The organism is Clostridium sp. BL-8, from assembly GCF_002006495.1.
Taxonomy (GTDB): domain Bacteria; phylum Bacillota; class Clostridia; order Clostridiales; family Clostridiaceae; genus Clostridium.
In genome coordinates this window covers 30,978-56,741 of sequence record NZ_LZZL01000035.1, presented here as the reverse complement: position 1 = coordinate 56,741, position 25,764 = coordinate 30,978, and the positions used below count along the sequence as shown (strand labels likewise).

The 25,764-nt window shown below is 30.2% G+C and carries 25 protein-coding genes, 1 pseudogene and 1 riboswitch; of the genes and pseudogenes, 18 read left to right on the top strand and 8 right to left on the bottom strand.

Going from position 1 to position 25,764, the window contains the following annotated elements; translation table 11 throughout:
• Positions 1 to 104 precede the first annotated feature (104 nt).
• On the top strand, positions 105 to 2,105 hold the full coding sequence (locus tag CLOBL_RS13440) for a 2-isopropylmalate synthase (protein ID WP_077859512.1): 2,001 nt from the start codon (positions 105 to 107) through the stop codon (positions 2,103 to 2,105).
• Between the two features lie 135 nt (positions 2,106 to 2,240).
• Positions 2,241 to 2,465: a hypothetical protein gene (locus CLOBL_RS13435; protein WP_009171488.1), complete on the top strand. Its 225-nt coding sequence runs from the start codon at positions 2,241 to 2,243 to the stop codon at positions 2,463 to 2,465.
• Positions 2,466 to 2,605: 140 nt separating this feature from the next.
• Here the strand turns inward: CLOBL_RS13435 and CLOBL_RS13430 are convergent, their stop codons facing one another.
• From CLOBL_RS13430 to CLOBL_RS13405, 6 genes are all read right to left on the bottom strand, one after another.
• Positions 2,606 to 3,982 carry a DUF2334 domain-containing protein gene (locus CLOBL_RS13430; protein WP_077859511.1) on the bottom strand — a complete coding sequence of 459 codons (1,377 nt, stop codon included), beginning with the start codon at positions 3,980 to 3,982 and terminating at the stop codon, positions 2,606 to 2,608.
• 320 nt (positions 3,983 to 4,302) lie between these two features.
• Positions 4,303 to 4,656, bottom strand: a complete 354-nt coding sequence (gene spoVAE / locus CLOBL_RS13425; RefSeq protein WP_009171486.1) for a stage V sporulation protein AE — start codon at positions 4,654 to 4,656, stop codon at positions 4,303 to 4,305.
• 22 nt (positions 4,657 to 4,678) lie between these two features.
• A complete protein-coding gene (gene spoVAD, locus CLOBL_RS13420) occupies positions 4,679 to 5,680 on the bottom strand; it encodes a stage V sporulation protein AD (protein WP_077859510.1) in 1,002 nt (333 codons plus the stop codon).
• Complete coding sequence (gene spoVAC / locus CLOBL_RS13415) at positions 5,681 to 6,160, bottom strand: stage V sporulation protein AC (protein ID WP_077859509.1); 480 nt, start codon at positions 6,158 to 6,160, stop codon at positions 5,681 to 5,683.
• Between the two features lie 12 nt (positions 6,161 to 6,172).
• Positions 6,173 to 7,033, bottom strand: coding sequence for a YetF domain-containing protein (locus tag CLOBL_RS13410; RefSeq protein WP_077859508.1), 861 nt, complete (start codon positions 7,031 to 7,033; stop codon positions 6,173 to 6,175).
• Positions 7,034 to 7,045: 12 nt separating this feature from the next.
• Positions 7,046 to 7,252, bottom strand: coding sequence for a DUF1657 domain-containing protein (locus tag CLOBL_RS13405; protein ID WP_077859507.1), 207 nt, complete (start codon positions 7,250 to 7,252; stop codon positions 7,046 to 7,048).
• A gap of 176 nt (positions 7,253 to 7,428) precedes the next feature.
• Here CLOBL_RS13405 and CLOBL_RS13400 point away from each other — a divergent pair, with 176 nt between their 5' ends.
• The 8 genes from CLOBL_RS13400 (at position 7,429) to CLOBL_RS13365 (ending at position 13,016) form a co-directional block, all read left to right on the top strand.
• Positions 7,429 to 7,632, top strand: a complete 204-nt coding sequence (locus CLOBL_RS13400; RefSeq protein WP_009171481.1) for a DUF1657 domain-containing protein — start codon at positions 7,429 to 7,431, stop codon at positions 7,630 to 7,632.
• Positions 7,633 to 7,928: 296 nt separating this feature from the next.
• Positions 7,929 to 8,264 carry a YnfA family protein gene (locus CLOBL_RS13395; RefSeq protein WP_009171480.1) on the top strand — a complete coding sequence of 112 codons (336 nt, stop codon included), beginning with the start codon at positions 7,929 to 7,931 and terminating at the stop codon, positions 8,262 to 8,264.
• Between the two features lie 176 nt (positions 8,265 to 8,440).
• A complete protein-coding gene (locus CLOBL_RS13390) occupies positions 8,441 to 8,716 on the top strand; it encodes a hypothetical protein (protein WP_077859506.1) in 276 nt (91 codons plus the stop codon).
• Positions 8,717 to 8,825: 109 nt separating this feature from the next.
• On the top strand, positions 8,826 to 9,419 hold the full coding sequence (gene plsY / locus CLOBL_RS13385) for a glycerol-3-phosphate 1-O-acyltransferase PlsY (protein WP_077859505.1): 594 nt from the start codon (positions 8,826 to 8,828) through the stop codon (positions 9,417 to 9,419).
• A 143-nt stretch (positions 9,420 to 9,562) separates the two neighbouring features.
• Complete coding sequence (locus tag CLOBL_RS13380; RefSeq protein WP_077859504.1) at positions 9,563 to 10,375, top strand: alpha/beta hydrolase; 813 nt, start codon at positions 9,563 to 9,565, stop codon at positions 10,373 to 10,375.
• Between the two features lie 326 nt (positions 10,376 to 10,701).
• Positions 10,702 to 10,784: riboswitch (cyclic di-GMP riboswitch) on the top strand.
• Positions 10,785 to 10,903: 119 nt separating this feature from the next.
• Positions 10,904 to 11,212 carry a hypothetical protein gene (locus CLOBL_RS13375; protein ID WP_077859503.1) on the top strand — a complete coding sequence of 103 codons (309 nt, stop codon included), beginning with the start codon at positions 10,904 to 10,906 and terminating at the stop codon, positions 11,210 to 11,212.
• Positions 11,213 to 11,405: 193 nt separating this feature from the next.
• Positions 11,406 to 12,056, top strand: a complete 651-nt coding sequence (locus CLOBL_RS13370) for an HAD family hydrolase (RefSeq protein ID WP_077859502.1) — start codon at positions 11,406 to 11,408, stop codon at positions 12,054 to 12,056.
• A 219-nt stretch (positions 12,057 to 12,275) separates the two neighbouring features.
• On the top strand, positions 12,276 to 13,016 hold the full coding sequence (locus CLOBL_RS13365; protein ID WP_077859501.1) for an EFR1 family ferrodoxin: 741 nt from the start codon (positions 12,276 to 12,278) through the stop codon (positions 13,014 to 13,016).
• Here CLOBL_RS13365 and CLOBL_RS13360 read toward each other — a convergent pair.
• A complete protein-coding gene (locus CLOBL_RS13360; RefSeq protein ID WP_077859500.1) occupies positions 13,013 to 14,221 on the bottom strand; it encodes an aminotransferase class III-fold pyridoxal phosphate-dependent enzyme in 1,209 nt (402 codons plus the stop codon). The two genes, CLOBL_RS13365 and CLOBL_RS13360, sit on opposite strands and share 4 nt — an antisense overlap.
• 116 nt (positions 14,222 to 14,337) lie before the next feature.
• Between CLOBL_RS13360 and CLOBL_RS13355 the strand changes: the two genes are divergently transcribed.
• The 6 genes and pseudogenes from CLOBL_RS13355 to CLOBL_RS13330 all read left to right on the top strand — a co-directional run bounded on the left by CLOBL_RS13355 (position 14,338) and on the right by CLOBL_RS13330 (position 20,486).
• Positions 14,338 to 15,672, top strand: coding sequence for a PLP-dependent aminotransferase family protein (locus CLOBL_RS13355; RefSeq protein ID WP_077859499.1), 1,335 nt, complete (start codon positions 14,338 to 14,340; stop codon positions 15,670 to 15,672).
• 52 nt (positions 15,673 to 15,724) lie between these two features.
• Positions 15,725 to 16,279 carry a sugar O-acetyltransferase gene (locus CLOBL_RS13350; RefSeq protein ID WP_077859498.1) on the top strand — a complete coding sequence of 185 codons (555 nt, stop codon included), beginning with the start codon at positions 15,725 to 15,727 and terminating at the stop codon, positions 16,277 to 16,279.
• Positions 16,279 to 16,446 (top strand): annotated as a pseudogene (locus CLOBL_RS13345) (flavin reductase family protein); the annotation flags it as partial. The gene CLOBL_RS13350 and the pseudogene CLOBL_RS13345, both read left to right, overlap by 1 nt.
• Before the next feature lie 339 nt (positions 16,447 to 16,785).
• The gene (locus CLOBL_RS13340; protein WP_077859497.1) at positions 16,786 to 17,871 is read left to right on the top strand and encodes an NADH:flavin oxidoreductase; all 1,086 of its coding nucleotides are present in this window, start codon (positions 16,786 to 16,788) and stop codon (positions 17,869 to 17,871) included.
• Positions 17,872 to 18,023: 152 nt separating this feature from the next.
• On the top strand, positions 18,024 to 18,479 hold the full coding sequence (locus CLOBL_RS13335; protein WP_009171469.1) for a MarR family winged helix-turn-helix transcriptional regulator: 456 nt from the start codon (positions 18,024 to 18,026) through the stop codon (positions 18,477 to 18,479).
• Positions 18,480 to 19,043: 564 nt separating this feature from the next.
• Positions 19,044 to 20,486, top strand: a complete 1,443-nt coding sequence (locus tag CLOBL_RS13330) for an MFS transporter (protein ID WP_077859496.1) — start codon at positions 19,044 to 19,046, stop codon at positions 20,484 to 20,486.
• Positions 20,487 to 20,573: 87 nt separating this feature from the next.
• Here the strand turns inward: CLOBL_RS13330 and CLOBL_RS13325 are convergent, their stop codons facing one another.
• The gene (locus CLOBL_RS13325) at positions 20,574 to 20,963 is read right to left on the bottom strand and encodes a thioesterase family protein (protein WP_077859495.1); all 390 of its coding nucleotides are present in this window, start codon (positions 20,961 to 20,963) and stop codon (positions 20,574 to 20,576) included.
• Positions 20,964 to 21,349: 386 nt separating this feature from the next.
• Here CLOBL_RS13325 and CLOBL_RS13320 point away from each other — a divergent pair, with 386 nt between their 5' ends.
• Complete coding sequence (locus CLOBL_RS13320; protein ID WP_077859494.1) at positions 21,350 to 22,462, top strand: DUF5050 domain-containing protein; 1,113 nt, start codon at positions 21,350 to 21,352, stop codon at positions 22,460 to 22,462.
• A gap of 357 nt (positions 22,463 to 22,819) precedes the next feature.
• Positions 22,820 to 25,762 (top strand): ATP-binding protein, encoded by a 2,943-nt coding sequence (locus tag CLOBL_RS13315; protein WP_242953836.1) that lies wholly within the window; start codon positions 22,820 to 22,822, stop codon positions 25,760 to 25,762.
• Positions 25,763 to 25,764: the final 2 nt, after the last annotated feature.

Here is a 25,764-nt window from a genome sequence, read left to right as displayed (position 1 = left end):
ATAATCCACTATGGATATTTTTATTAGTTCAATTTCATTTTACAACAGGTCAAAAGAATAATTAATATATAATTTGACAATATTACAATTGGGGAGTGATAAAAATGGAGAATTATGAAAAGTATAAGAGATCATATTTTATGCCACCAGTAGTGACATACGATTGGGTAAAAAAAGATCATATAGATAAGGCACCTAAATGGTGCAGCGTTGATTTAAGGGATGGAAACCAATCATTAATTGAGCCTATGAATTTAGAAGAAAAATTAGAATTTTTTAATATGTTGGTAAAAATAGGTTTTAAAGAAATCGAAGTTGGATTTCCAGCTGCCTCCGAGACAGAATTTCAATTTATACGAACTTTAATTGAGAAAAATATGATTCCGGAGGATGTTTCAATTCAAGTGCTAACGCAGGCAAGAAAACATATTATTAAAAGAACCTTCGATGCAGTTAAAGGAGCACCACATGCAATTATTCATTTATATAATTCAACATCTGTTGCTCAAAGAGAGCAGGTTTTTAAAAAATCCAAAGAAGAAATCAAAAAACTTGCTGTTGATGGAGCTAAGCTTTTAAAAAAGATAGCAGAAGAAGAAAAAGGGAATTATTCATTCCAATATAGTCCAGAAAGTTTTCCAGGAACAGAAGTAGATTATGCATTAGAAGTGTGTAATGCAGTTCTAGATGTCTGGAAACCAACAGAGGAAAAGAAGGCAATTATCAATATACCAACTACTGTTGAAAATGCAATGCCTCATGTATTTGCCTGTCAGGTTGAATATATTCATAAAAATTTGAAATATAGAGATGCTGTAGTACTATGTCTACATCCACATAATGATAGAGGCAGTGGTGTGAGTGATGCGGAACTTGGCATACTTGCAGGAGCTGACAGAATAGAAGGAACTCTATTTGGTAATGGTGAGAGGACAGGTAATTTAGATATTATTACAGTCGCTATGAATCTTTATTCTCATGGTGTAAATCCTAAGTTGAATTTTAGAGATATGCATGAAATATGTGAAACCTATGAAAGATTGACTAGAATGCAGGTTGGCATGCGTCAGCCTTATGCCGGTGAGTTAGTTTTTACAGCTTTTTCAGGCTCTCATCAGGATGCTATCTCTAAAGGAATGAACTGGCGTGAAGACAAAGATTGTAGGTATTGGGACGTTCCATATTTACCTATTGATCCAGCTGATGTTGGACGTCAATATGATTCGGATGTTATCCGTATTAATAGTCAATCTGGTAAAGGCGGTGTTGATTATATATTACAGAAGAGTTTTGGAATATCGCTTCCAAAGCAGATGAGAGAGGATTTTGGGTATACAGTTAAGGATGTATCAGATAAAGCTCATAAGGAATTAACTCCTGAGAATATTTATAAAATTTTGGAAGAAAAGTATATACGCAACTCTCATGTATTTCAAATTCCAGAATGTCATTTTAGACAAGGTGCTAAAATGACAGCTGATACTACAATCTGTCATGGTGGAAAAACAGAATGTGTGGCAGCTCAAGGAAATGGAAGGCTAGATGCAGTTAGTAATGCAATAAAAGAATATTTTAAAATAGATTATGAATTAGACATATATGAAGAGCACTCATTATCTAGTGGATCTACTTCAAAAGCAGTCACTTATGTGGGAATAAAATCTCATGACAAACATTATTGGGGAGTTGGAGTAGAAGATGATATTATTAATTCATCGATTGCGGCTTTAGCAGTAGCGGTAAATCAGTTAGAAGAAATTAAAAAATTGAAAAGATCAGACGAAAGAATGACAGAGATTCTAAGTTATGTTAGATCACATTATAAGACTATTACCTTGGAAAAACTATCGGAAAAATTCTTTTTGTCTAAGCCATATTTATCAAAATATATTAAAGAAAGTACTAACAGTACCTTTGGAGATATAGTGAAACAAATTAGGATGGATAAAGCAAAGAACTTATTAAAAGGAAGCGGAATGAGAGTGGAAAACGTTGCTGAGCAGGTAGGATATGAGAATGTAGAACATTTTATAAGACTATTTAAAAAAGCCTATGGGATAACACCAGTTGAATTTCGTAATAATATATCAAAATCTCAAAATTAAAAAATTTAATTCAATAAATTTTAAGGAGAAAAGAATAATCTTTAAATTATTTAGGTTTAAAGATTACTCTTTTTTGTTTTATAAGAATAAAATAAAACAATTATTATATAATATGTATATGAGAGGTGTATAGGTATGGGGAATAATATAGAAATCATATTAGAAAAGATAAAAACATTGCCAGTAATAAAGTCAGGAAAACAATCCATAATATCATTATCTAGTAGTAATGTAAATTTAAGTGCTGAGGATTTTAATGATGCCATAGAATATATATGGGAGAAAGCTTTGATAAAAATATTAAAGGTAGAGCGCGAATACAAGTATATAATAAAAATATATGCAGATGTTACTAAATAGTTTGAAAGAACATAAGAATGAATAAGATATAATTAGTCTTGAAATCATCTAAATTAGTTATTAAGTAAATATAGTGTTTTAGGCACATATTAGTAATATGTGCCTAAAATTTTTACTGACTTTGCAGTAGTTTTTTATGTTTATCTTTTTATAAGTTCATCAATGTGAATAGTTGTATAATTATGAGATTTAAGTGCACCTACTATTTTTTGTAAAGGTGAATTTTTATCATAATTAATATTAAGATTGTTATTACTAGTATTAAAATCTATATATTTTAATTCAATAAATGGGTGAATATAAAAACTATGAAGCGTATCAGGTGCTTCATTATTAAGCCCATCAATTATGGGTGTAGGATCTGAATCATGCACATATCCGAGTGGTGTTGGGACAAACAAGTGATGGTCATCTAAGTTGTATATATTAGTAGTTGTACTATCGAAAGGTTCATATATAAACTGAAAGTAATTTTCAATAACACTTCTTTGAAGGTCAGTTTCTCTATAATGAGGGCTTTCATAATAGGAAATAGGTATATTTAAAGCACTTGCAGTATCAATCCCATTTTCAATTATATTTTGAGTATCAGAAATTGTGTCATTTATATCTTTAGCCATTTCTTCACCAGTTCCACTTTTTTCATCGGCATGTTGATGAGTATAACCATGAAGCCCTATTTCTGCACCCTTATTAATCAAATAATCTAAAAGGTTAACAAATCCTACATTGGTTATATTATCATTAGTTAATAGATCATTATCAATATTGTCTGCAGGAGATTTGTATCTAGGAATCCAGCTTATATGAAACTTTATTCCTTGTGAAGAAAAAAGATTGGCTATTCCTTTTACTTTTGTTTGGTTTTGATCTATGGCGTAGTTGCCTCCGCATCCAAAGTCCTCCAATCTAATTAAAGCAACTTTATTGTTATAATAAACGGAAGAATCTTTAGGGGCTTTGGTAGTGTTATCAAATAAACTAATATTATTATTTTTAAAGTCAAAAACAGCAATTAAATTGAAAAGCTCTTCTATATCTGAGATTGAAATATAATTAATTCCATTATTATTAATTAAGTTTCCACGAAGAAAGCATGTCTTAGAATTTTTAGTGTAAGAATTCTCAGTTAGAGAGATCTCATTATTATTATTAGTTAATAGAATATTATTATCAGAAGTATCAACATTGTAGTTAAGTCTAGTACATATAAGGCTCAGAGGTATATAATATCTTTGAGCTTTAAGCAGCATAGGAGTATTAGTAATACTGTTTTGGTTTAAAATATTCAAACTTACTCCAGTAACTTTTGTTATAGGTCTGCTGTCAAATTTAATTTTAGGAGTATATGAACTCTTGAAATTATTTTGGGGAAGAGAACTGGCATATATAATATTATGTATAACAGTTGGATTTTTACCAAAAAACTTATAATAAAAAAATGGATGAAAAAATATGAAGATAGATAAAAGTATTGACGTTATTAAAATAAGATATAGCTTTTTTCTCTTTTGCATTATTCCCTCGCCTCTTTATATTCAAAATAATTCCAATTAAGCATTATTTATAGTTTTGCGACAAGTATTTGTCATAAATATTTTACTTCAAATTTTAATATATAACAATTTTTATTCTATAAATATTATAAAAAAATAATTATAGAATAAATTTTTTTAGTTACAAGTAATTTAATATATAAAATTTAATGAAAAAAGCCTCAAGCTGAGGCTCGAAAAAATAATTAGTTTTAAGTTATGAAAATATTTATATCCATACAGAAATATTTAGAAATAAATCTAATATTAAATTCAATATGAGTACTTCTTTTAATAAAACATCATCCCTTTGGTTTAAAAATCATGGCAGAGAGAAAACCAAAAACTATTGCAGCAGAAACTCCAACACTTACTGTCTTCAAAACACCTGTAAATATGCCTATATAACCAGTTTGCTCAGCTTCATTTATGGCAGCTGTCACAAGAGTATTACCAAAGCTGCTTATAGGCACAAATGCACCTGCACCTGCAAATTTTACTAAAGGATCGTATAGGCCAAGGCCTCCAAGGATTGCTCCTATTACAACTAATGTGCAGGTTGTATGTGCCGGAGTAATTTTTAGTGTATCCATAATAAGCTGACCAATAACACAAATTAAACCGCCTATTATAAATGCAAAAACAAGTTTTTCCATAATCTTATTTACACCTTCCTTTTTACATCTCTATAGAAACAGCATGAGCAATGCAAGGTATGCTTTCCTTTTGCTGAAAGGAAATAGGAGACATTAAAGCTCCAGTGGCTACAATTAACATTTTCTTCAATTCGCCTTTTCGCATGCGGTTAAGTAAATGCCCATAAGTTACAGAGGCAGAACAACCACATCCGCTACCGCCAGAAAAGGCATTTTGGTCAGTTTTATATATTAAAAGTCCGCAATCTGTAAAGATATCCTTGGGCATATTTATACGATGCCTTTCAAATAAAGCATTGGCAAGTTCATGACCGACTTTTCCTAAATCACCAGTAGCGATAAGATCATAATGAGAAGCATCGATATTTAAATCCCTAAAATGAGCTTCGATTGTATCCACAGCAGCTGGTGCCATGGCAGCTCCAAGATTATAAGGGTCTGAAACGCCCATATCTATGACTCTTCCAATGGTAGCTGAAGTTACTTTAGGTCCATCTCCACTTGGACCAATGACTGCAGCTCCGGCTGCAGTTACTGTCCATTGGGCAGTAGGGGGCCTTTGCACACCATAATCAGTAGGATACCTAAATGTCTTTTCAGCGGCTGCATTATGACTGCATGCAGCTGCTACCGCATATTTGGCAGCTTTGCTATCTATCAACTGAGCTGCTAATGATAAACCTTCCATAGAACTTGAGCAGGCACCAAAGATACCTAAATAAGGAATACTCAAAGTTCTTGCAGCAAAGCTGCTGGAGATGAGTTGATTCATTAAATCCCCACTTAAGAAAAAATTAATATCTTCTTTTTGTATTTTTGATTTTTGTATAGCTCTTTCGCAAGCATGCTCTAAGAGAGCTTTTTCAGCTTTTTCATAGCTATCTTGACCAAGCCATAAATCTTCATAAAGTATATCAAAATCATCTGCTAAAGCTCCATTACTTTCGAAAGGACCACCAACAGCTGCTGAAGCTAATATTGTAGGTTTAGAATCAAAAATCCAGGATTGATGTCCTTTAAGCATTTACATCGCCCCCAGCCATATTATTGTCATTCGTATAGTAGCAACTACAAAGGCAGCGAATACTCCATAAACAATAATTGCCCCTGCAAGTTGAAACATATTACCTGCTACTCCAAGAACAAAGCCTTCACTTTTGTGTTCAATTGAAGCAGAAGCTATGGAATTAGCAAAGCCTGTGATAGGAACAGCAGTCCCAGATCCAGCCCATTGACTAAGATGATCATAAACTCCAAAGCCGGTAAATAAAGCTGCTAAAAATATTAAGATGAGATAAGTAGGACCTACAGATGTTTTTTCATCAAAATTAAAATAATTAATAAAAATCAACTGCAGTATTTGACCAATTGTACATATTGCGCCTCCAACGAAGAAAGCTCTTATGCAATTTTTAAGAATAGGTCTTTTAGGTTCTATACTGCTTATTAATTCATCATATTGCTGCTCGGTTGTAGTCATTCTTTTCTTTTTCATATTTGACATTTTTTTCACCTTCTAACGTAATAAATAGGGTTCTAATGTTTTCATGATTTCTTCTAATTTATCAGCATTTTGTAAGTACATGTTTTTGGCATTTTCATTGTCGCTATCTAAAGAAAATGCCATAAGATCAGATTGACTCTTTTCAATGCTTGCATATAGCATCTCTTTAATTTCTGTTTTAGGAACTTGTATCATATCATCAAAAAGATCAACATATAAATCACCGGAAGAATCTACCTGACCAAGAAAAACATTTTCAAGTAAAACTCCTTTGATTTCTAACTGGGTTGTAAGCCAGCCGCGATTTAAACCAGCATTTGTGAGGCCTTCATTTAATATATTTCCATCCAGAATAACTGTTTGAGGCTCAGCTTTAGATCCGATTTGTTTTCCTAGGTCAGAAGCAGTAACAGGTTTCTTATCAGCTTTAAGACTAACATTTATATCACCAGTGGTTTCCATGACAGCAAATTCAACATCAGCTAAGTTAAATGCTTTTTTAGAGCGGAGCTCCTGTAAAAATTCCTGCCCGGTGATTCTTTCCTTAGATAAATTATCTTCCATTACTTTACCATTTTTAATTAAAACTCTTTCTTTACCGTGTATTGCGTTATATATCCATTTACTTCTCATAGAAGCATAATCTAATGCGAGAGGCATTAGTACCCACACTGCAAGTGAGGTTAACCCAAAATAAATATTATCAATCATATTTAAAGAAATTAAAGCAATTATAATAGCTATCACGGCATAAGAAATAAAGTCAAAAGGAGTAGCGTGGGATAAAGTCTTCTTTTTTAAATATCTTGATATAACTAATGATAGAAAAAATAGAATTATTGAATTAAATAATAGTATTGACCAAGTATTCATATTCCACCTCGTTTAGTTGCCTTTGTATTGGGGTTCTTCAAACTCCATGGTTCCTACTCTCTTTTCTAAATCTATCTTAACTTTACTTATTTCTTCAAGTGCTGTATTAAAAGCAGTTTTGGCATCTTCATCACGTTCTTGTAACGAATATGTTCTTAAAGTAGCTTCAGCGCCTTTCAATGTAGCTAACGTTTGTTTCACTTTTGCAATTGCAGTCATATAAAAATCTCCTTTATCTATTAGATTGTTTTCTAATTTACTTTAACCAATAAGTTTGATTTTAATTCATTTTTATAATTTGAAAAGGAATATATTTCATCGTAAATAAACTGAATATTTAAATTGATTATGAACAAAATATAGTGGTCGATAAAAATCATAAAGGAGGAATTTTTATGCCAACAGGAAATAAACTTGAGACAGCATTAGCTAGTGCTAAAGGATTAGCTGCAGATATGAAGACATTTTCTTTAGATACAGATAATCAGGAAGCAAAACAAATGTTTAATCAACTTGCAAATACAATGGAAAATGTATCACAAACTATTCAATCAAGACTAGATTTTGTAAAGCAGGAAGAACCACAATATAATAAATAATTGATATACTCTCATATCTAGTTAAATTTATATTTTACAGATATGGGAGTATACTATTTTCTATATGTAATAAAGATAATTCAGTTAGAAGTTATGAATTAGATGATGAAATCCTTATAGGAATTTCTAAAAGTATTATTCATGGAAAGTAGTAGATTTATCGTTTTTATTGTAAGGAGCTCGCAGGATGAATGATAAATTACTAAATGTAAGCTGATTAAAATATGTTATAATTCCTATGTACTTATAAATTATGTACAGCAATAGTGCAGATTAGATTAACATAGGAGGGGCACATGGAAATCATAAAATCCATATTTTATTTTATATTAGCAGGAATATTTGAAATTGGCGGGGGGTATCTTGTATGGCTGTGGCTGCGTGATGGAAAAAGTTTTTGGTACGGAATTGCAGGAGCAGTAGTATTAATTCTATATGGAATAGTTCCTACATTGCAGCCTTCAAATGTCAGCTTTGGGAAGGTATATGCAGCTTATGGAGGAATATTTATTGCATTATCAATTTTGTGGGGATGGAAGATTGATAATATAACACCTGATAAATTTGATTTAATTGGTGGAGCCATAGCGTTAATCGGCGTTATCATAATTATGTATGCACCTAGAGGATAGGATATTGTTACAGAATAAATTGATCAATTTAATATTAAAAACATAATGGGAGATACCGTAGAATTCATTAATTGAATTTACGGTATTTTTTAATAATTTTTAGATGTGATGTTTAGCAATTATTCAATAAGGTAAATATAATAGTTGGGGAACATAAAATAAATAGGGGGGATACTATGGATAGTACTATAGTCTTACTCATATTAGCATTGGTAATAGCTGGGACAGTATATTTTAGTATAGAGTATTTTGAAGATGCTTTGCAAAGGCCTATAATGAGAAATGTGATTTTATTATTACTATTTATTCTAATAGAATTGTGTGGCTTGATGTATATGTCAGGATATTATAATTGTGAGGAGTTAATAAGCATCGTATTTATCTCCGAAATAGATTTGTGTTTAATGATTTTTTCTTTGGTTGAGACTATATATAGAAAATTTAAATTATAGTAAAAGAGTTATTCTAGTTGATATAGAGTGCTTGAATTATTAACCTTATTATTATGAAAATTAATAATAAGCGTAAATATCATATATAAGAGAGAGCAAGGTGAAATAAATGGTTATTATATTAACAATTATTGTCTCTTTTTTGTTTGGATCAATACCAACAGGATATTTAATAATTAAAAAATTATATGGTATAGATATAAGAACAAAAGGCAGTGGAAATATAGGCTCAACAAATGTTAAAAGAGTAGCTGGAACCAAAATATCTATTATAACTCAGATGATAGATATTTTAAAAGGGATAATTCCAATGAGTTTAGGAATTTGGCTAACAAGGTATGTAGAATTGCCAGTATCAATAAATATTTATTTTTCTATTATTGCATTAGCAGTAATCTTAGGACATGATTATACTCCGTTTTTAAAATTTAATGGAGGGAAAGGAGCCAATACAACTATAGGGGCATTTGTTTTAATTGCACCAATTCCAACTATAACTGGAGTTGTAGTTTATTTAATATTACGAGTATTTACAAAAATAGTTTCCATTAGGACTCTTGCAGGAGGAATAACCATACCTATTATGAGTATTGTTTTAAATTTACCAATCTCAATAATAGTAGCTGCTACATTAGCTTGGATTCTTATGGTCATAAGGCACAAAGAAAATTTAATAAGAATTGCAAACAAAAAAGAAATTTAATAGGACAAGCTATGGCTAAAAGATTAATTAATTGAAATTAAACTATAAGTATTAAGAATTTTTAGAATGAATTGATTCATTCACAAATTTATGTTTAGTGAATAATCTAATACTATAATTATAGTTTCTAATGGAGGATATAAATGGGCTATTATATTAGAGTAGAGCCTAATGTGAAAATTTATGTAGAAGATCTTAATGAAAAATGCGACAAAACAATTTTGTTTTTACATGGCTGGCCTGGGAGCCATAAGTTATTTGAATATCAATTTGATCAGCTTCCAAAGATGGGATATAGATGCATTGGAATAGATACAAGAGGATTTGGAGATTCAGATAAACCTTATAGTGGTTATGATTATGATACGCTGGCCGACGATGTAAGAAGCGTAATTGATGCATTAAAGTTATCAAATATTACTCTTGCAGGACATTCAACTGGAGGGGCGATAGCAATTCGATACATGGCTCGTCATAAAGGTAATGGAGTATCAAAATTGGCTCTTTTTGCGGCAGCAGCACCAAGCCTTATTAAACGGCCTAATTTTCCTTATGGATTAAAGGAAGAAACTGTTTTGGAAATTATTAAAGGAACGTATATGGATAGGCCTAATATGCTTCAAGGATTTGGTAATATATTTTTTTATCAGCATATAACTAAAGCCTTTTCAGAGTGGTTCCTTAATCTTGGATTTCAAGCAGCTGGGTGGGCAACAGCAGAAATTGCGAAGACTTGGATAAAAGAAGTGTTGTTTTCTGACTTGGATAAAATAAATGTTCCTACTTTAATTATCCATGGAATTCATGATAAAGTTGTGCCTTTTGAGCTAGGCGAAGTACAAGAAAAATGCATTAGAAATTCAAAGCTTATTCCATTTAAGTATAGTGGACACGCATCATTTTATGATCAGTATGAAAAGTTTAACAAGGAATTAGTGAAATTTATTGAAGAATGAAGTTATTGGCAATGAATGGCCACAAGATACTAAAAAATATCTTGTGGCCTTATTTATTTAATGCAAATAATAGGAGACAAACCACATTGTTATAGGAATATAGCTAATGAAGTATCAGTTTTTCAACACATAATATATTATTTTAAATAAAAAGTTTTGGAATTAAATGTTGAGCATGTTTATGCAAATAAAAAATTGATAATAAATAATAAAATAAAATGTCCCATTAATAAAGTTTAACAATGACTATTGATTTTTATATATTATTCTGATAATATTCATGTATTATAAGATTTACTAAGTATATAATAAATTGTATTAATTTGATAAAACTTGGAAGCTGTGAAGAATTCTTTTATGTGGGCACTTTAGGAATTTGGAGCTAGTTGTGCAACCGGCCAATTTAAACTATTTAATTGTTCAGCAATTGATTAGTTTAAGTTGGCTTTTTTTATAATAATTTACAAAGAAATAAAAACATAAAATATTTGCAATATACTGATTTCATGTAAATTAGGAGGAGAGAAGATGTTGAAAACACCAATAAATATCGAAGAATATGGAAATTACACTAAGAAGCAGCTTTTGGAATGTCATAAGTATTCATTTAATCGCTTGAAAAAAATTAATACTATGATTCCAAAGGAATACCGTGAGATATTAATGAATGTTCCTAGGGAAAATATAGAATATATAGAATCAGTTTTAAAGAGTAGAAAAATAGCTATTCCGAATTATAATAGCATAATATGGAAAATAATGGATAAAAAATACATTACAGGGATTAGTGTTCTAATACTTTTATTGTATATAATTCATATGCTGATTTTAAGATAATTAGGAACTACAACTAGCTGTACAAAATTTATGTAAGGAATAGAGACGAGCTAACGCAAATATACCAAATAGATGTGGTGAGTTGTGTACTTTAAAAATTAAATAATGTGATATTTAGGAGACATGTTATAATACCATTAGGTTATATGACCTAGGGTGATATATAATGGTGATATATGAGGAGGTACTTATTATGGGAAGGTATGATACAGTCATATTTGATTTAGATGGAACATTACTTAATACAATTGAAGACCTTACAGATAGTGTCAATTTTGCATTAGGACTATATGGTTTTCCGTATAAAAGCTTGGAGGAAATCAGAAGCTTTGTTGGTAATGGTGCAGCACGCTTAATAGAACTTTCTATACCAGATGGAACTAGTAGCCCTATGTATGAAAAATGTTTTGTTGATTTTCGAAACCATTATTCTATGAATATGCGAAATAAGACTGATGCATATGAAGGAATTATGGAACTTTTAAGGCAGCTATTAGAAAAGAAGTATAAAATAGCAATTGTATCAAACAAATTTGATACAGCAGTAAAGGAACTTAATAAAATTTATTTTGAAAAGTACATAAAAGTGGCAATTGGAGAATCAGAGAAGGTTTCTAAAAAGCCAGCTCCAGATACTGTTTTTAAGGCACTTGAAGAATTAGGTTCAGTTACTGATAAGTCAGTATATGTTGGTGATTCTGAAGTAGATGTTAAAACAGCGAAAAATGCTGGAGTCATATGTGTAGGGGTAACGTGGGGATTTAGAAATAGAAAAGTTTTGGAAGAAAATGGTGCGGATTATATTATAGATACTCCACAGGAATTATTAAAAATAATAACTTAATTTTTTGAGAATTAAATAAAGTTGTTGATGAAATATATGCATAGTATAGAAGCATATATCTTGTCAACAGCTTTATTTTATATATTTATTTTAGTCATCGTGAACAATTTAGCCTGTTTTGTAACAGTAGCTGTTAATGCTATTGCAATATTTAGTGCATGATATTATACTATATTCAATAAAACGTTACATTTGTAACGGTTGATTATGGAGGTAATAATGAAGATATTATATTTTACAGCAACAGGAAATAATTTATATATAGCAAAGAGATTAGGGGGAGAACTTTATTCTATCCCAAAGTTAATAAAAGAAGGCAAATATGAATTTGAAGATGAGAAAATCGGGATAATATTTCCAGCTTATGGATGGAGCGTTCCTAAAATCGTTGAAGAGTTCTTGAATAAAGTTAAATTGAAAAGTAATTATATTTTTGGGATAGTATCTTATGGGGCTATATCAGGAGGGACTACTAGTCATCTTTTAGAAATTGGAAAAAGGAATAATATTCAATTTTCTTATATCAATGACTTACTCATGATTGATAACTATTTACCAGGCTTTGATATGGATAAGCAAAAAGAGAAGGAATCAAAGAAAAATATTGAAGAGAATCTTGTACAAATTGTTAAAGATATCGAAGGTGAAAGGAAATACATTAAAGAACATCCAATAGTAAGAGCAATTTCAAAGAATTTAATGCCAAAATACAAAGGTGATTTTGCAAAGAAATTTAGCGTAGATGATAAATGCAATGGCTGTAAAACCTGCGAAAAGGTCTGTCCAGTAAATAACATAAAAGTAGAGAAGAAACCTACATTTGGTGATAATTGCCAGAGCTGTTTAGCCTGCATTCATCATTGTCCACAAAAATCAATAAGTATAAAAAATGAAAAGAGTAAGGCAAGATTTATAAATCAAAATGTTACCTTGAAAGAAATAATAGATTCAAACAACTAATTATTTAAGAGAATATCTTTAAGTGAAAAACAAAAATTATCGATTTCTGAATATTTAAGGATTAATGGGGGATATAAGCGTATAATGTTGTACATTTCTGAATATCCAGTAAAAAAACCTTTTTTTAGAAGCTTAAGAAATATTTCTTTAGCTTTGAGATTTTTATCTAGGGCTATAGCAATCATCATGCCTCTGCCCCGAATTTCGCTTATTTCCCCTGTAATTTCTGCGAGTTCATGTAATTTGCATTGTAAATATTCTCCGGCTTTATTTCCGCGTTCTATGAGGTTATTTTCTAGCATTATTTCAATAACCTTTCTTGAAACAATACATCCAAGAGGATCATCTATATGCGATTGGACATATTTAAATTTAGAATCTTCTATAGCTTCAGCTAATTTTGATTTTACAAGTATTCCGCTTATAGGGTAACCATTTCCAAGACCTTTTCCCATAGAAATAAAATCAGGACTATGCTCTTCAGAATTAAAATATTCATAATGCTGAAAGCCAAACCATTTGCCAGTCCTACCAAAGCCAGTTGTAACTTCATTTGCTATGATAAGGCCTCCTGCATTCCTAACTTTCTCACATAGAAACTCAATAAGTTTTTCAGGGGGGCAAAGAACTAGTCCTCCTGAATTACCAGGTTCAAAAGCAAAGGCAGCTATATTTTTAAAATTTATTTCGTTAAATTTTCCGCATTCTCTACAATCACATTTCTTTTTGCAGCCTAAGCATTTATTGATAGGTAAATCAATCCATACTTTTTGATCTCTTGGCATTCTAAGTTCTGGTGATGAACCAAGAGAAGAAATTGATAAACATAGTTTTTGACTTTTTTTTGTAAGTAGTTCCGATAAAGTAACTGCAAGAGAAACAGCATCACTGCCTGAAGATATAAAAGTCCCTCTGTAGCTACATCTAAGTTTTGCAGCAGAAGATAGTTCATTAACTAAAGCTGCAGGGTGTTCTGTAGTAAACCACTCGTGGGTATGAAACAAAAGTTGTGCATTTGTACTTAGAGTTTCAGCTATTTCTTTTCTACAATGTCCAAGGACAGCGGCCCAACAGCCAGCTTGCAAATCAATTAATTCACCATATTCTTCTGTATAAATTTTTGTGCCTTGTGCTCGTTTAACTGTTATGGAAATTCCAGGACTATTAAACATTCTTAAATTCTTAGTTTTAGTTAATTCCACCATTTTATAACCTCCAATAAATTGAATTCTTTTGATTAAAGGATATAATAATAGAAAAGATAGTTCAATTGTGGAAAAAGTATTCTGTACTACTACAGAATAAGTATTGGAGGAATCCTATGTGCGGAATAAGTAAAACTGAATTGGTAAAAAAGTATATTTTAAAAGAAGTTAAAGAGGGAAGAATTACTAGTGGTCAGCGTCTTCCAAGCTGTAGGAAAATGGCAGGTCTTTTTGAGGTAAATAAAATAACTGTAAATAAAGCCTATGAACAACTTGAAAAAGAGCATAGAGTTTTTAGTATACCACGTGGAGGATTTTATTTGGTTGACTCGGAGAATAGGCAAGCGATTTCAAGCAAAGAAGTGGATTTTAGTACAGTAAGGCCTGATGATAAATTAATCCCATATAGAGAATTTACTCATGTTATAAATAAAGCAGTAGATTTATATAAAAATAACTTATTTGATTATGAATCTAATGTTGGGTTATTAACTTTGAGAGAAACATTAAAAGCTGAGTTTGAGAAAGATGGAATTTATACGAATATGGATAATATTCTTGTAACAAATGGAGCGCAGCAGGGGATAGACCTAGCTTTTCAAGCTATTTTTTCTAATAGTAATGGAAAATTATTAGTTGAAGTGCCTACATATAATCTTGCTATAAAATTAGGGGAGCATCTAGGTATTAATATGGTTGGGATTGAAAGAAAAATTGATGGCTACGATTATAAAAGAATGGAGGAAATATTAAAAAAAGGCGAGATTACAGCCTTTTATATTATACCAAGGCATCATAATCCTACAGGATATTCTTTACTTGAAAGAGATAAGAAAAAAGTTGTGGAGCTATGTACTAAATATAATGTAATCATTATTGAAGATGATTACATTGCAGATTTGGCAGGGAAAAAAGGAGCAATGCCACTTCACTATTACGATGTGGATAAAAAAACAATATACATCAGAAGTTTCTCAAAGGCTTTTATGCCAGGAATAAGATTAGGTGCTGTTATAGCTCCCAAATCTATGCTTGAAAAAGTAGCATCTATTAAGCAGCTTATGGACTTAAACACATCCAGGCTGCCTCAAGGTGCATTAGAGTTGTTTATCAAATCTGGTATGTATGAAAAGCAGCTCAAGAAAATAAGAAAATCTTATGAAGCAAAGCTCAGAAAAATAAAAGAAATTTTTATATCGCTTCAACCTAAAGATCTTATTTGGAATGTTCCTGAAAACGGAATATTTATATGGATTAAGTTGCCAGAATATATTGATGGATATGAACTGCAAGAGAAATTAAAAAGTCAGGGGATTTTAATAAAACAAGCAGGAGATTGCTTTTTAGAAAAAGAAATAAAGGTAGGGAAGTTTAATTATATAAGATTATGCATATCTGGAGTTTCAGAGGAAAATATAAGTGCTGTAGCAACTATTATTTCATATATTTGAAAATGATTTTTAATCTGATTATATTGAGAATTGGATAAAAATGGGGGGTGAAATGAAAAGTGAAAAAGAAAAAATGATTTCAGGAAAAGTTTATAATGTCCTAGATAATGAAATAAAACAAGATCAGATGAGAGCGAGGAAACTTACAAAAGATTATAACCTAACGGAAGCAGATGAAGGTGAAAAAAGAATAAAAATATTGAAGGAATTACTTGGAACTTGCAATGATAATGTATTTATTGAACCAACTTTTAAATGTGATTTTGGATATAATATTCATATAGAGGGATTCTTTGTTGGGAATTTCGATTGTTTGATGCTTGATACCTGCGAAATCAGAATAGGTGAAAATTGCTTTATGGGACCAAGAACCTGCATTTACACAGCATGCCATTCATTAAAACCAGAGGAGAGGAATACACCAACCTGCTTTGGAAAGCCAGTTAAGATTGGCAATAATGTGTGGTTTGGTGGGAATTGCGTTGTACTTCCAGGAGTTACAATTGGAGATAATGTGGTAGTTGGAGCGGGTTTTGTTGTTACAAAAGATATACCAGATAATGCTGTGGTAGGTGGAAATCCTGCAAAAATTATAAAACAAGTATAACAATGTTTATCGGTGAAATTGTTGCAGTATATGCAAACGAAGATTGTTTAGAAAATGGAAGAACAAATGCGTTAAAGGTTAAACCAACAATATTAATGGATACAGGATATTTTGATTTAAATAATAGAGTAGGATCGATCTTTAAAGTTTGTAATGGAAATAGGTAAAGAATAGATTAAGATATTAAACCTCCAGCTTATCGGAGGTTTTGATATTCATTGAATTATATTAATCTTATTATAATAAATGAATGTATATAAGTTTTTTTGTTAGGGATGTATTGGGGTTAATTTAAGTTCACTTTAGCTTAAGGTTTAAGTAAAGTGAAACTTAGAAAAGTATGAGGATATAGCTAAATCATAATTTCTAATATTGACAGATAAACTTGAAAGATGATAATATATGCATATACATATATTATCTATTAGTGAATTTATATGATTAGAAATTAAAAAATTTTCACCATTGTACATGTATATGCATATAAAATGAAGGGTGGTATATAAATGAAATCATTATTTGATCAAACACAGTTAGGAGCACTCAAGTTAAAAAATAGATTTTTTAGATCTGCAACATATGAAGGTATGGCAGACGAAAATGGTCATATAACAGAGGAGTTATTTAAGGTTTATGAAGCATTAGCTAGTGGAGGAGTAGGAACTATAATTACAGGTATTACTGCGGTAACTGATTTAGAAGAATTTATTCCAGGTCAAACAGGAATCTATGAAGATTCGTTTATTGAAGAATATAAAAGAATAACTGAAATAGCACATAAATATGATGCTAAGATAATACTTCAAGCAGGTGCAGCAGGTACACAAACAGTTAAAAATGAGGATGGAAAAAAAGTTGTATGGGGTCCTAGTAATGTGGAGGATTTGGGATATAAGAATACTCCAAATGAAATGACAATAGATGAGATATTTTTAGTTCAAGAGGCTTTTGCAAATGCAGCCATAAGAGCTAAAAAGGCTGGCTTTGATGGAATTCAGCTACATTCAGCTCATGGATATTTGTTAAGTAAGTTTTTAACCCCTTATTACAATCGTAGGAATGATGAATATGGAGGCAGTATTGAGAATAGAGCAAGAATGCTTCTAGAGACATACAAAAAAATGCGTGATCAAGTCGGTTCTGAGTACCCAATTTTAGTTAAAATTAATAGTGAAGATTTCATGGAGCAAGGTATTACTTTTGAAGAGTGTAAATATGTATGCAAAAAGCTTGAAGAGGCGGGAATAGATGCTATTGAAATTAGTGGAGGTAGTTTATCTTCACGTCCAAATGAAAGCTATTCAAGAAAAATAGCAAAAGGACAATCTCCATATTTTATGCCATATGCGGAAAAGATAAAGCACGAAGTAAAAATTCCAGTTATTTCTGTAGGGGGAATTAGAGATTTTACTGAATTAACAGAAATTCTAAGTGAAACTTCGATTGATTATTTCGCATTGAGTAGACCACTGATACGTGAAAGTGATTTAATCAACAGGTGGCAGACAGGTGATATAGAACCAGCAAAATGTATATCTTGCGGTAAATGCTCTGGATTCGGCAGGATAGTGTGCATTTTTAATAAAAAATAATATAAAACTAAATTTTATTTAAAATTCATCATTAAATATAGAATAAATCATATAGCTTGCAATGTAGTAAGTGATTTATGAATGACTTGACAATAGGAATTGCTATAGATTACTATATGTATATTCATAGATTTGACGGAGGTATATTATTTATGACTAATTTAGAACATTTAAAACCATTAAAAAAATGTGCTTGTAGAAATCTGCGCATGACAACGAGAGTTACTACTCAGTATTTTGATCAAATCTTTCAGATGGTAGGACTCACAGCTCCACAATTTTCATTATTAGCAGAGGTAGCTGCACATGAAAATACAGCAGTAAGTGAACTAGCAGATATAATGTTAATGGATCAAACTACTGTAACTCGCAACATTGAAATTTTAAGAAAAAAAGGATATGTTAATGTAAGAACAGATGATAATGATTCAAGAAGGAAATGTATATCAATAAGTGAAGGTGGAGAAGAAAAGTTAAATGAAGCCATTCCAGTATGGAATAATGTTCACACATTGATGGAGCAGGAGATTGGTGCTGAAAAATTTGAAGAATTTTTAAAAACCTTAGGGCAAATACAAAACTTTATTAGTAAGTATTCTAACAAATAAAATTTAAAAATGTTATTACACATAGATATAGTGAAGTTTAATAAAATTTATAAGTCTATATTATGGTTAGCTTAATCTGTTATTAGAGAATACTTAGTGTTTTTTATCATATATAGAAAGAACGTTATTTTACTTGGAAACATGTATATACATGTTATTGCGAAAGGCAATAATCATAGAAGGAAATGTTAGATAAACAAATTCATTAGTATTACAAATACTAGCAAAGATAGATTATTAACAGTTTAGATTTTCCTAAGTTACAAGATAGTGATTAATCAAAAGGAATCTGTGGAGCCTGTATTAAAAGATGTCATGTCCATGCTCTTTCTGAGAACGGACATGATAAGCTAAATGTTATCATCGTGCTTATGTTGAGGCTCCAGATAAATTTGGTGTTTCACAGTGCAGTTTATGTCAGACGAATGTACCTTGTGAATATAGAAGTCCAATTGAATAGATTCTGTATATTATATATAAGATAATTATTTTATATCGCTGTTATAAGTTGTTCCCTGAAATACAATATAATTAATAATAAATGAAAGGATATGATTTTTAATTGTGGATATAGAGAATAAAAATGAATACAAAAATAGATGGATTATATTAGCAGTAGTAGTGCTGCTGCCGTTTATGGCTACCTTAGACAGCACCATAGTAAATGTTGTTCTGCCAGTAATGGTAAATATATTTTCTGTAACCATGTCTTCTATCCAATTAATAATAATATGTTATCTAATTACAATAGTCAGCACAATTTTATTTTTTGGAAGATTAGGTGATATTAAAGGGAAATCTATAATATTTAATTTAGGATTATTAGTGTTTACTATTGGGTCTTTGTTTTGTGGTTTATCAAGTAATTTTTGGTCTTTAGTATTTTTTAGAATAATTCAGGCTATAGGTGCCTCCGCTGCTATGGCAAACAATCAGGGAATTATCACTCAAGTGTTTCCTGCAAATGAAAGAGGGAAAGCACTTGGAATATCAGCGACTTTTTTAGCCCTCGGGACAATGATTGGTCCTCCGTTAGGAGGCTTTATAGTTTCATATTTAAATTGGAATTATATATTTTTTATTAATATTCCTATTGGAGTAATTGCTACTATAGTTGGCTTTAAGATGCTGCCAGGTAAGCTGAGTGAAAAAAAGGAACATATTGATTTTATTGGAGCTATAATTTTTGGAATAAGCGTTATATTTCTATTCTATTCTCTTATAGCGGGAGAAACAATCGGATACGCTAATGTACAAATAATGCTAGGTTTTCTTGCTGCAGCTTTATTGTTTGTTATATTTATAATAATAGAAAAGAGACAAAAATATCCCCTTATAGATTTTTCATTATTTAAAAATTCACTTTTTTCTGTAGGTATATTGTGCACATTTATATGCTATATGTCATTTAATAGTAATAATATTATTCAACCTTTTTATCTTGAGAATGTATTAAAGATGACTCCTGATTACGCAGGGATAATAATGATGATTTCTCCAGTAATAATTACAGTAATAGCACCTTTTAGTGGACATTTATCTGATAAAATTGGTTCGGAATATTTGACGTTTATTGGTTTGATGGTTATGGGGATAGGAATGAGTTTAATGGCGACTTTAAATGAAAACTCATCTATTCGAGAATTAATCATATATATAGCCTTAATAGCTATTGGAAATGGATTGTTTTTATCACCTAATAATTCACTTGTCATGTCTTCAGCTCCAGGTGATAAATTAGGTATTGCAGGAAGTATAAATGCGTTTGTAAGAAATTTAGGACAATCTTCCGGGGTTGCTATGGCTACTGTACTTTTATATTCTTTTATGGGCATTAAAATGGGAAAAAAAGTGCTTGGATATGTAGAAGGCAGAAATGATGTCTTTATATTTGGAATGAAATATGTATATATTAGTGCGGCACTTATTTGTTTTGCTGGAGTTGCAATAACAATTCTAAGATTAAAAAAGAAAAAAATAGCAAGTTCTAATAATAGTAAATATTGAATTTAGAAATAAACAGACTTTTAGTATGATATTTTATGCTAAAAGTCTGTCTTATTATTTAAGGGCTAATTCACTTATAGAAAGGAATTAACTATCTTTTGTTCTTGCCATAAAGTCTTTAGAATTTACTATATATCTTATGTGGAAACCTTTCCCTATAGTGCCATGGTCATCACTTGCTTCAACATCAAAAAATAATTTTTTATTTTCTACCTTGGTAAGTATAGCTTTACATTCTATATTTGCTCCAACAGGGGATGACTTAATATGTTTAACATTCATTTCAATTCCGACTGTAGTGAAACCAGCTGGAAGTTCAGGAGATGCTATATCTTTAGCTGCATTTTCCATAAGTGCAATCATAGCTGGTGTTGCATAAACTTCTAAATCTCCTGATCCCATTTTAATAGCTGTTTCGTTCTCAGTAACCTTTAAATTCTTAATAATTGAAGTTCCTTCTTTTAAATTTAATTCCATATATATTATTTCTCCTCTCAATAAATATTATTGTAGTACATATTTTGTTGAAAAGTGTACTTATAGTCAATTAGAATGCTAGTATATGTTACTCATGTAATAATTTCATAGTACTAGAGATTATGTTATCTTTCAAGATGAAATAATGGAATAGGTTATGTTTATATTAAGAAATTTTTTTAGTATAAGTGTTTTATAATTTGAAATTGAGAAAAATATAATTACTTTATATAATGTAAACTTATATTTTTTATGCTAGAATGTAGTCATATTGTATTTTTTAGGAGATATTCAGGCACAATATAAATGAGAAGATATACTGACAAACGGACTTGTTATTTTTGATTGTGCCTAACTAGATAAGAAATGGAAGGTTGGAAAGTTAAATGGATGGTAGCAATGCTAGCGAAAAGAGTAAAGAAGAGAAAACTGTTAAAAGAAAGATAAATTCAAAAGTATTTTTTGGAATAATTATTTTAATTATCATTTGTGGGACAACAGGTATATTCTTGTTTAATCAATATAGTCATAGAATGGACAGAAATAGAGGAAACACTACTGGAAATATCAATGAATATGGTTTTAGTGCAGCTAAAGATGGTTGGATTTATTATTCGGAATTTAAAGATAATAATAGTGTAATATATAAAATTAATGGAAGCGAAAAGAGCCAATTGCTATATGAAAATCAGGCAAATATACTTTTCTTAAATGTAGTGGATGGTTGGATTTATTATGACAAAGGTGATTTATCTAAAAGGGATTCAAAAGGATATCCTGTGCAAAGTATTATATGTAGGATGAAGACAGATGGTAGTGAGAAAACAGAAATAGCTACTACAGGAACATTAAATCATTTAAGTGTAGTAGATGGTTGGATTTATTATTCATATATTGATAGTGGTAAATATATAATAAGCAGAATGAAAACAGATGGCAGTGAAAAGACAAATGTATTAAGCGTAGATAAACTTATACTTGATTTTAATGTAGTAGATAAGTATATGTATTATTTGGAAGTTGATAACTCTACACAAGCAATCTCAATATATAAACAGGAAATAGGCAGCAACGATAAAACAGAATTAGTGAAAGAAGACAAATTAGATATATTAGATTTAAATGTAGTTGGGGATTATATTTATTATGAAAAAGCTGATAAGCAGACAAAGGCAGCTACAGTATATAGAATGAAGACCGATGGAAGCAGTGAAAAAGAAATATCTAAAGAAGATGCTTGTGCATGGAGCATATTAAATGTAACTGATGATTGGATTTATTACATGATAGATAACCAAACAGGGTCAACCACTTATAATAGTAAAATATATAGGATGAAACCAGATGGAAGCAAAAGGACTAAAATATCTGACAAAGATATATGTATTTCTGCAATGAATATAGTGGGTGATTGGATCTATTATACTAAAATTGATCAGAACACTGGTACTGAAATACGCAAGATGAAACTAGATGGAAGTGACGATAGTATAGCGTAAATATAATTCTTATAGATAAAATATATTATTTTAAAGAGAGCTTAACCTATAATAAGCTCTCTTTTTTATGGATTATTAAGCTTTATATAAATGGAATGTCTTAATGTTATAAATAGGTTTATATTAAAAATTTTAGTATTAAAACAGTAGAAATAATGAATAGAATCTTATATTATATCATATTGAGCTTATAATAAAATTATGGTAAAATTACATATAAATTAATAAAACGACAAAAAATATAATAAATTTCTATAGAAAATAAATTCAAAATACAAAAAATATTACATAATTTAAAATGCGCAATAAATACAAAAAACAATATAGTTTACTGATATTCTGAAAATAGTGAAGGTGGTGAAAAGGATATTTAATAAGATAAGTATTAAAAATATTATATCATCAGGAAGGAAGAGTTCTCTAAGATTATTAATCAGTACATTATTTATTGCTCTTATGACTATGACTTTAGGAATTATCACTTATATTGTTTTTAACAATTGGATAATTTCCGCAAATAATGCAATTATAAAAATAGAAAATAACGCCAATAAGGAAATATTTAGTGAAATACAAGCGCTATTTGCTGTGCCGTTATATAATAATGAAATTAATCATAGTTTAATTGAAAATGGAATTATAGACATACATGATAAGGATAAAAGAGATATATTTTTTTCAAGTATAATTAAATCAAGCAATGATGAAATTTATAGTTTTAGTTATGGAACAGAAAATGGGGAATATTATGGAGCGCGGAAAAATGAAAAAAATGAAATAGAAATATATAGGAGCAATGGTGAGACGGGTGGCCATTCCATGTATTATAGTGTAAACGAAAATTTGACTGAAGGAAGTTTTGTTAAGGATTATGGCAATTTTGATCCTAGAACAAGGGATTGGTATAAAAGAGCTAAGGAAAAAGGATCACCAGCATTTTCAGATGTTTATAAGCATTTTGTAAAAAATGACTTGGCTCTCTCAGCAGCATATCCAATTTATAATAAAGAAGGCATACTTCAAGGCGTAATGGGAACTCATATAGTTTTTTCAAAGCTTAATCAATCCTTAAAGAAAATTGGAGAGGAGAATTATGCTACAGCTTATATAGTTGAAAAAAATTCAGGATATTTAGTAGCTAATTCTATTGATAAACCTAACTTTGAGGCACTAGCAGACGGTAATATAAGAAGAATATCAGTCGAAGAAATCAGCAATAAGTCAATCAGTGAGGCGTATGAAAATTATAAAAATACTAATAATACTGATTTTATTTCAAAAATAGGAAATCAAAAATATCATGCCAGAATTTTTGAATATGAAGAAGAGGGGCTAGACTGGCTTGTAATAACATCAATTCCTGATAGCATGTTTACAAAAGAAATAGATAAAAATATTAACACTACAATAGTATTGGCTATAATAGCACTTTTATTAGCAATCATAATACATATAAGAGGTACTAAATTCATATTAAAACCAATTAACAATTTAATATTAACTGCAGATAATTTCTCGAAAGGTGATTTATCCTCTAGAGCTAAGATTTTTAGAAATGATGAAATTGGAAATTTATCTAAAGCATTTAATAAAATGGCTGATGAAATTTATTTTTTTATAGGTAATCTTGAGGAAAAGGTTAAAGAAAGAACAGAGGAATTAATTGAAGCCAAAGAAGCTGCTGAAGAGGCTAATAAGGCAAAGAGTTTATTTTTAGCGAATATGAGCCATGAAATAAGAACTCCTATGAACGGAATTATTGGATTTTTAAGTCTTTTAGAGAAAAGTGAATTAGATATTTATCAAAAAGATTATATTCAAACAATTAAGGGTTCTTCTTATACATTAATATCAATTATTAATGATATTCTTGATATTTCTAAGATTGAAGCGGGAAAAATGGAAATGGAGGTCATTTCGTTTGACCTTATTTCTACCATTGAAAGTGCAATAGGCCTTTATAAGGCAAAAGCAATGGAAAAAGGACTAAAGCTCAACAGCTATATAAGTTCAGATATTCCGAGAGCGGTAATGGGAGATCCGATAAAATTAAGACAAATTATAAACAATCTGATTAGTAATGCAGTTAAATTTACTGATAATGGAGAAGTAGCTGTAGAGGTTGCATTAACGCATGAATCCCATAAAGATATTGAGCTTTTTATGGAAATCAGAGATAGTGGAATAGGCATGAATGAGAAGGAAATAAATGAAGTTTTTAAGCCATTTGTTCAGGGTGATTCAAATTTTACTAGGCAATATGGAGGGACTGGTTTAGGTCTTGCAATATGTAGGAGTTTAGTTGAAATGATGGGAGGTTCAATAGAGCTTAAAAGTGAAGAAGGAAAGGGCTCAACTTTTAGAATTAATTTAAGATTAACTAAAGCAGAAAAAATGGAGGTTTATAAATATAGTAATTCAACAATTTATGAAAAAAGTAATTTGTTTTCTTCTAATGTTATGCTAGCGCAAGATGATAAATTAGAAGAAGATGATGTCATTGTTATTAGAGAGATAGGACCTAACAACAATATAAGAATATTATTAGTTGAGGATAATGAGATAAATATAAGATTATTTATAAATATTTTAAAAGTCAGAGGGTTAAAGTGTGATATAGCACTTAATGGAGTTGAGGCGGTGGCCGCCTATGAAAATAATAAATACGACATAATTTTTATGGATTGCCAAATGCCGATGATGGATGGATATGAAGCAACAAAAAAGATAAGAAATACAGAAAGCAAGCATATACCTATCATAGCCATGACTGCTCATGCTATGCAGGGAGATAGAGAGAAGTGCCTTGAAGCGGGGATGAATGATTACTTAACTAAACCTTTTGGCTTTAATCAAGTCATAGAGATGCTGCAAAAATATGTTAATCCAATTTATGATGATGTCTTACATAATAATATTAATGACTCTAGTAATTTAAATGACCGTGAAGTGTATATAAAGGAAGATTCTTATTATGATGAGATATTAAGGCTTGCTATGAAAGAATTAGGCTTTAATGAAGAGTTTTGCAGAGAGTTAATAAGGGATTTTTTAAAGCAGATGAGAGAATACTTAGAAATTATAAAATTAAATATAGATCAAAACAATTTTGGAGAGATTTCTATAATCCTGCATAAGTTAAAAAGTTCAGCAGGAGCTGTAAGAGCTAATGAAATAGCAGAAAATCTAATTGAAGCAGAAACAGCAGCAAAAAATAATGATATGTCCGTACTGATTGAGAAATTAGAGAGAATAGAAGTACTATTAGAGCAGTTAAAAGGAGAAGGAAAGGTGAGATGAAT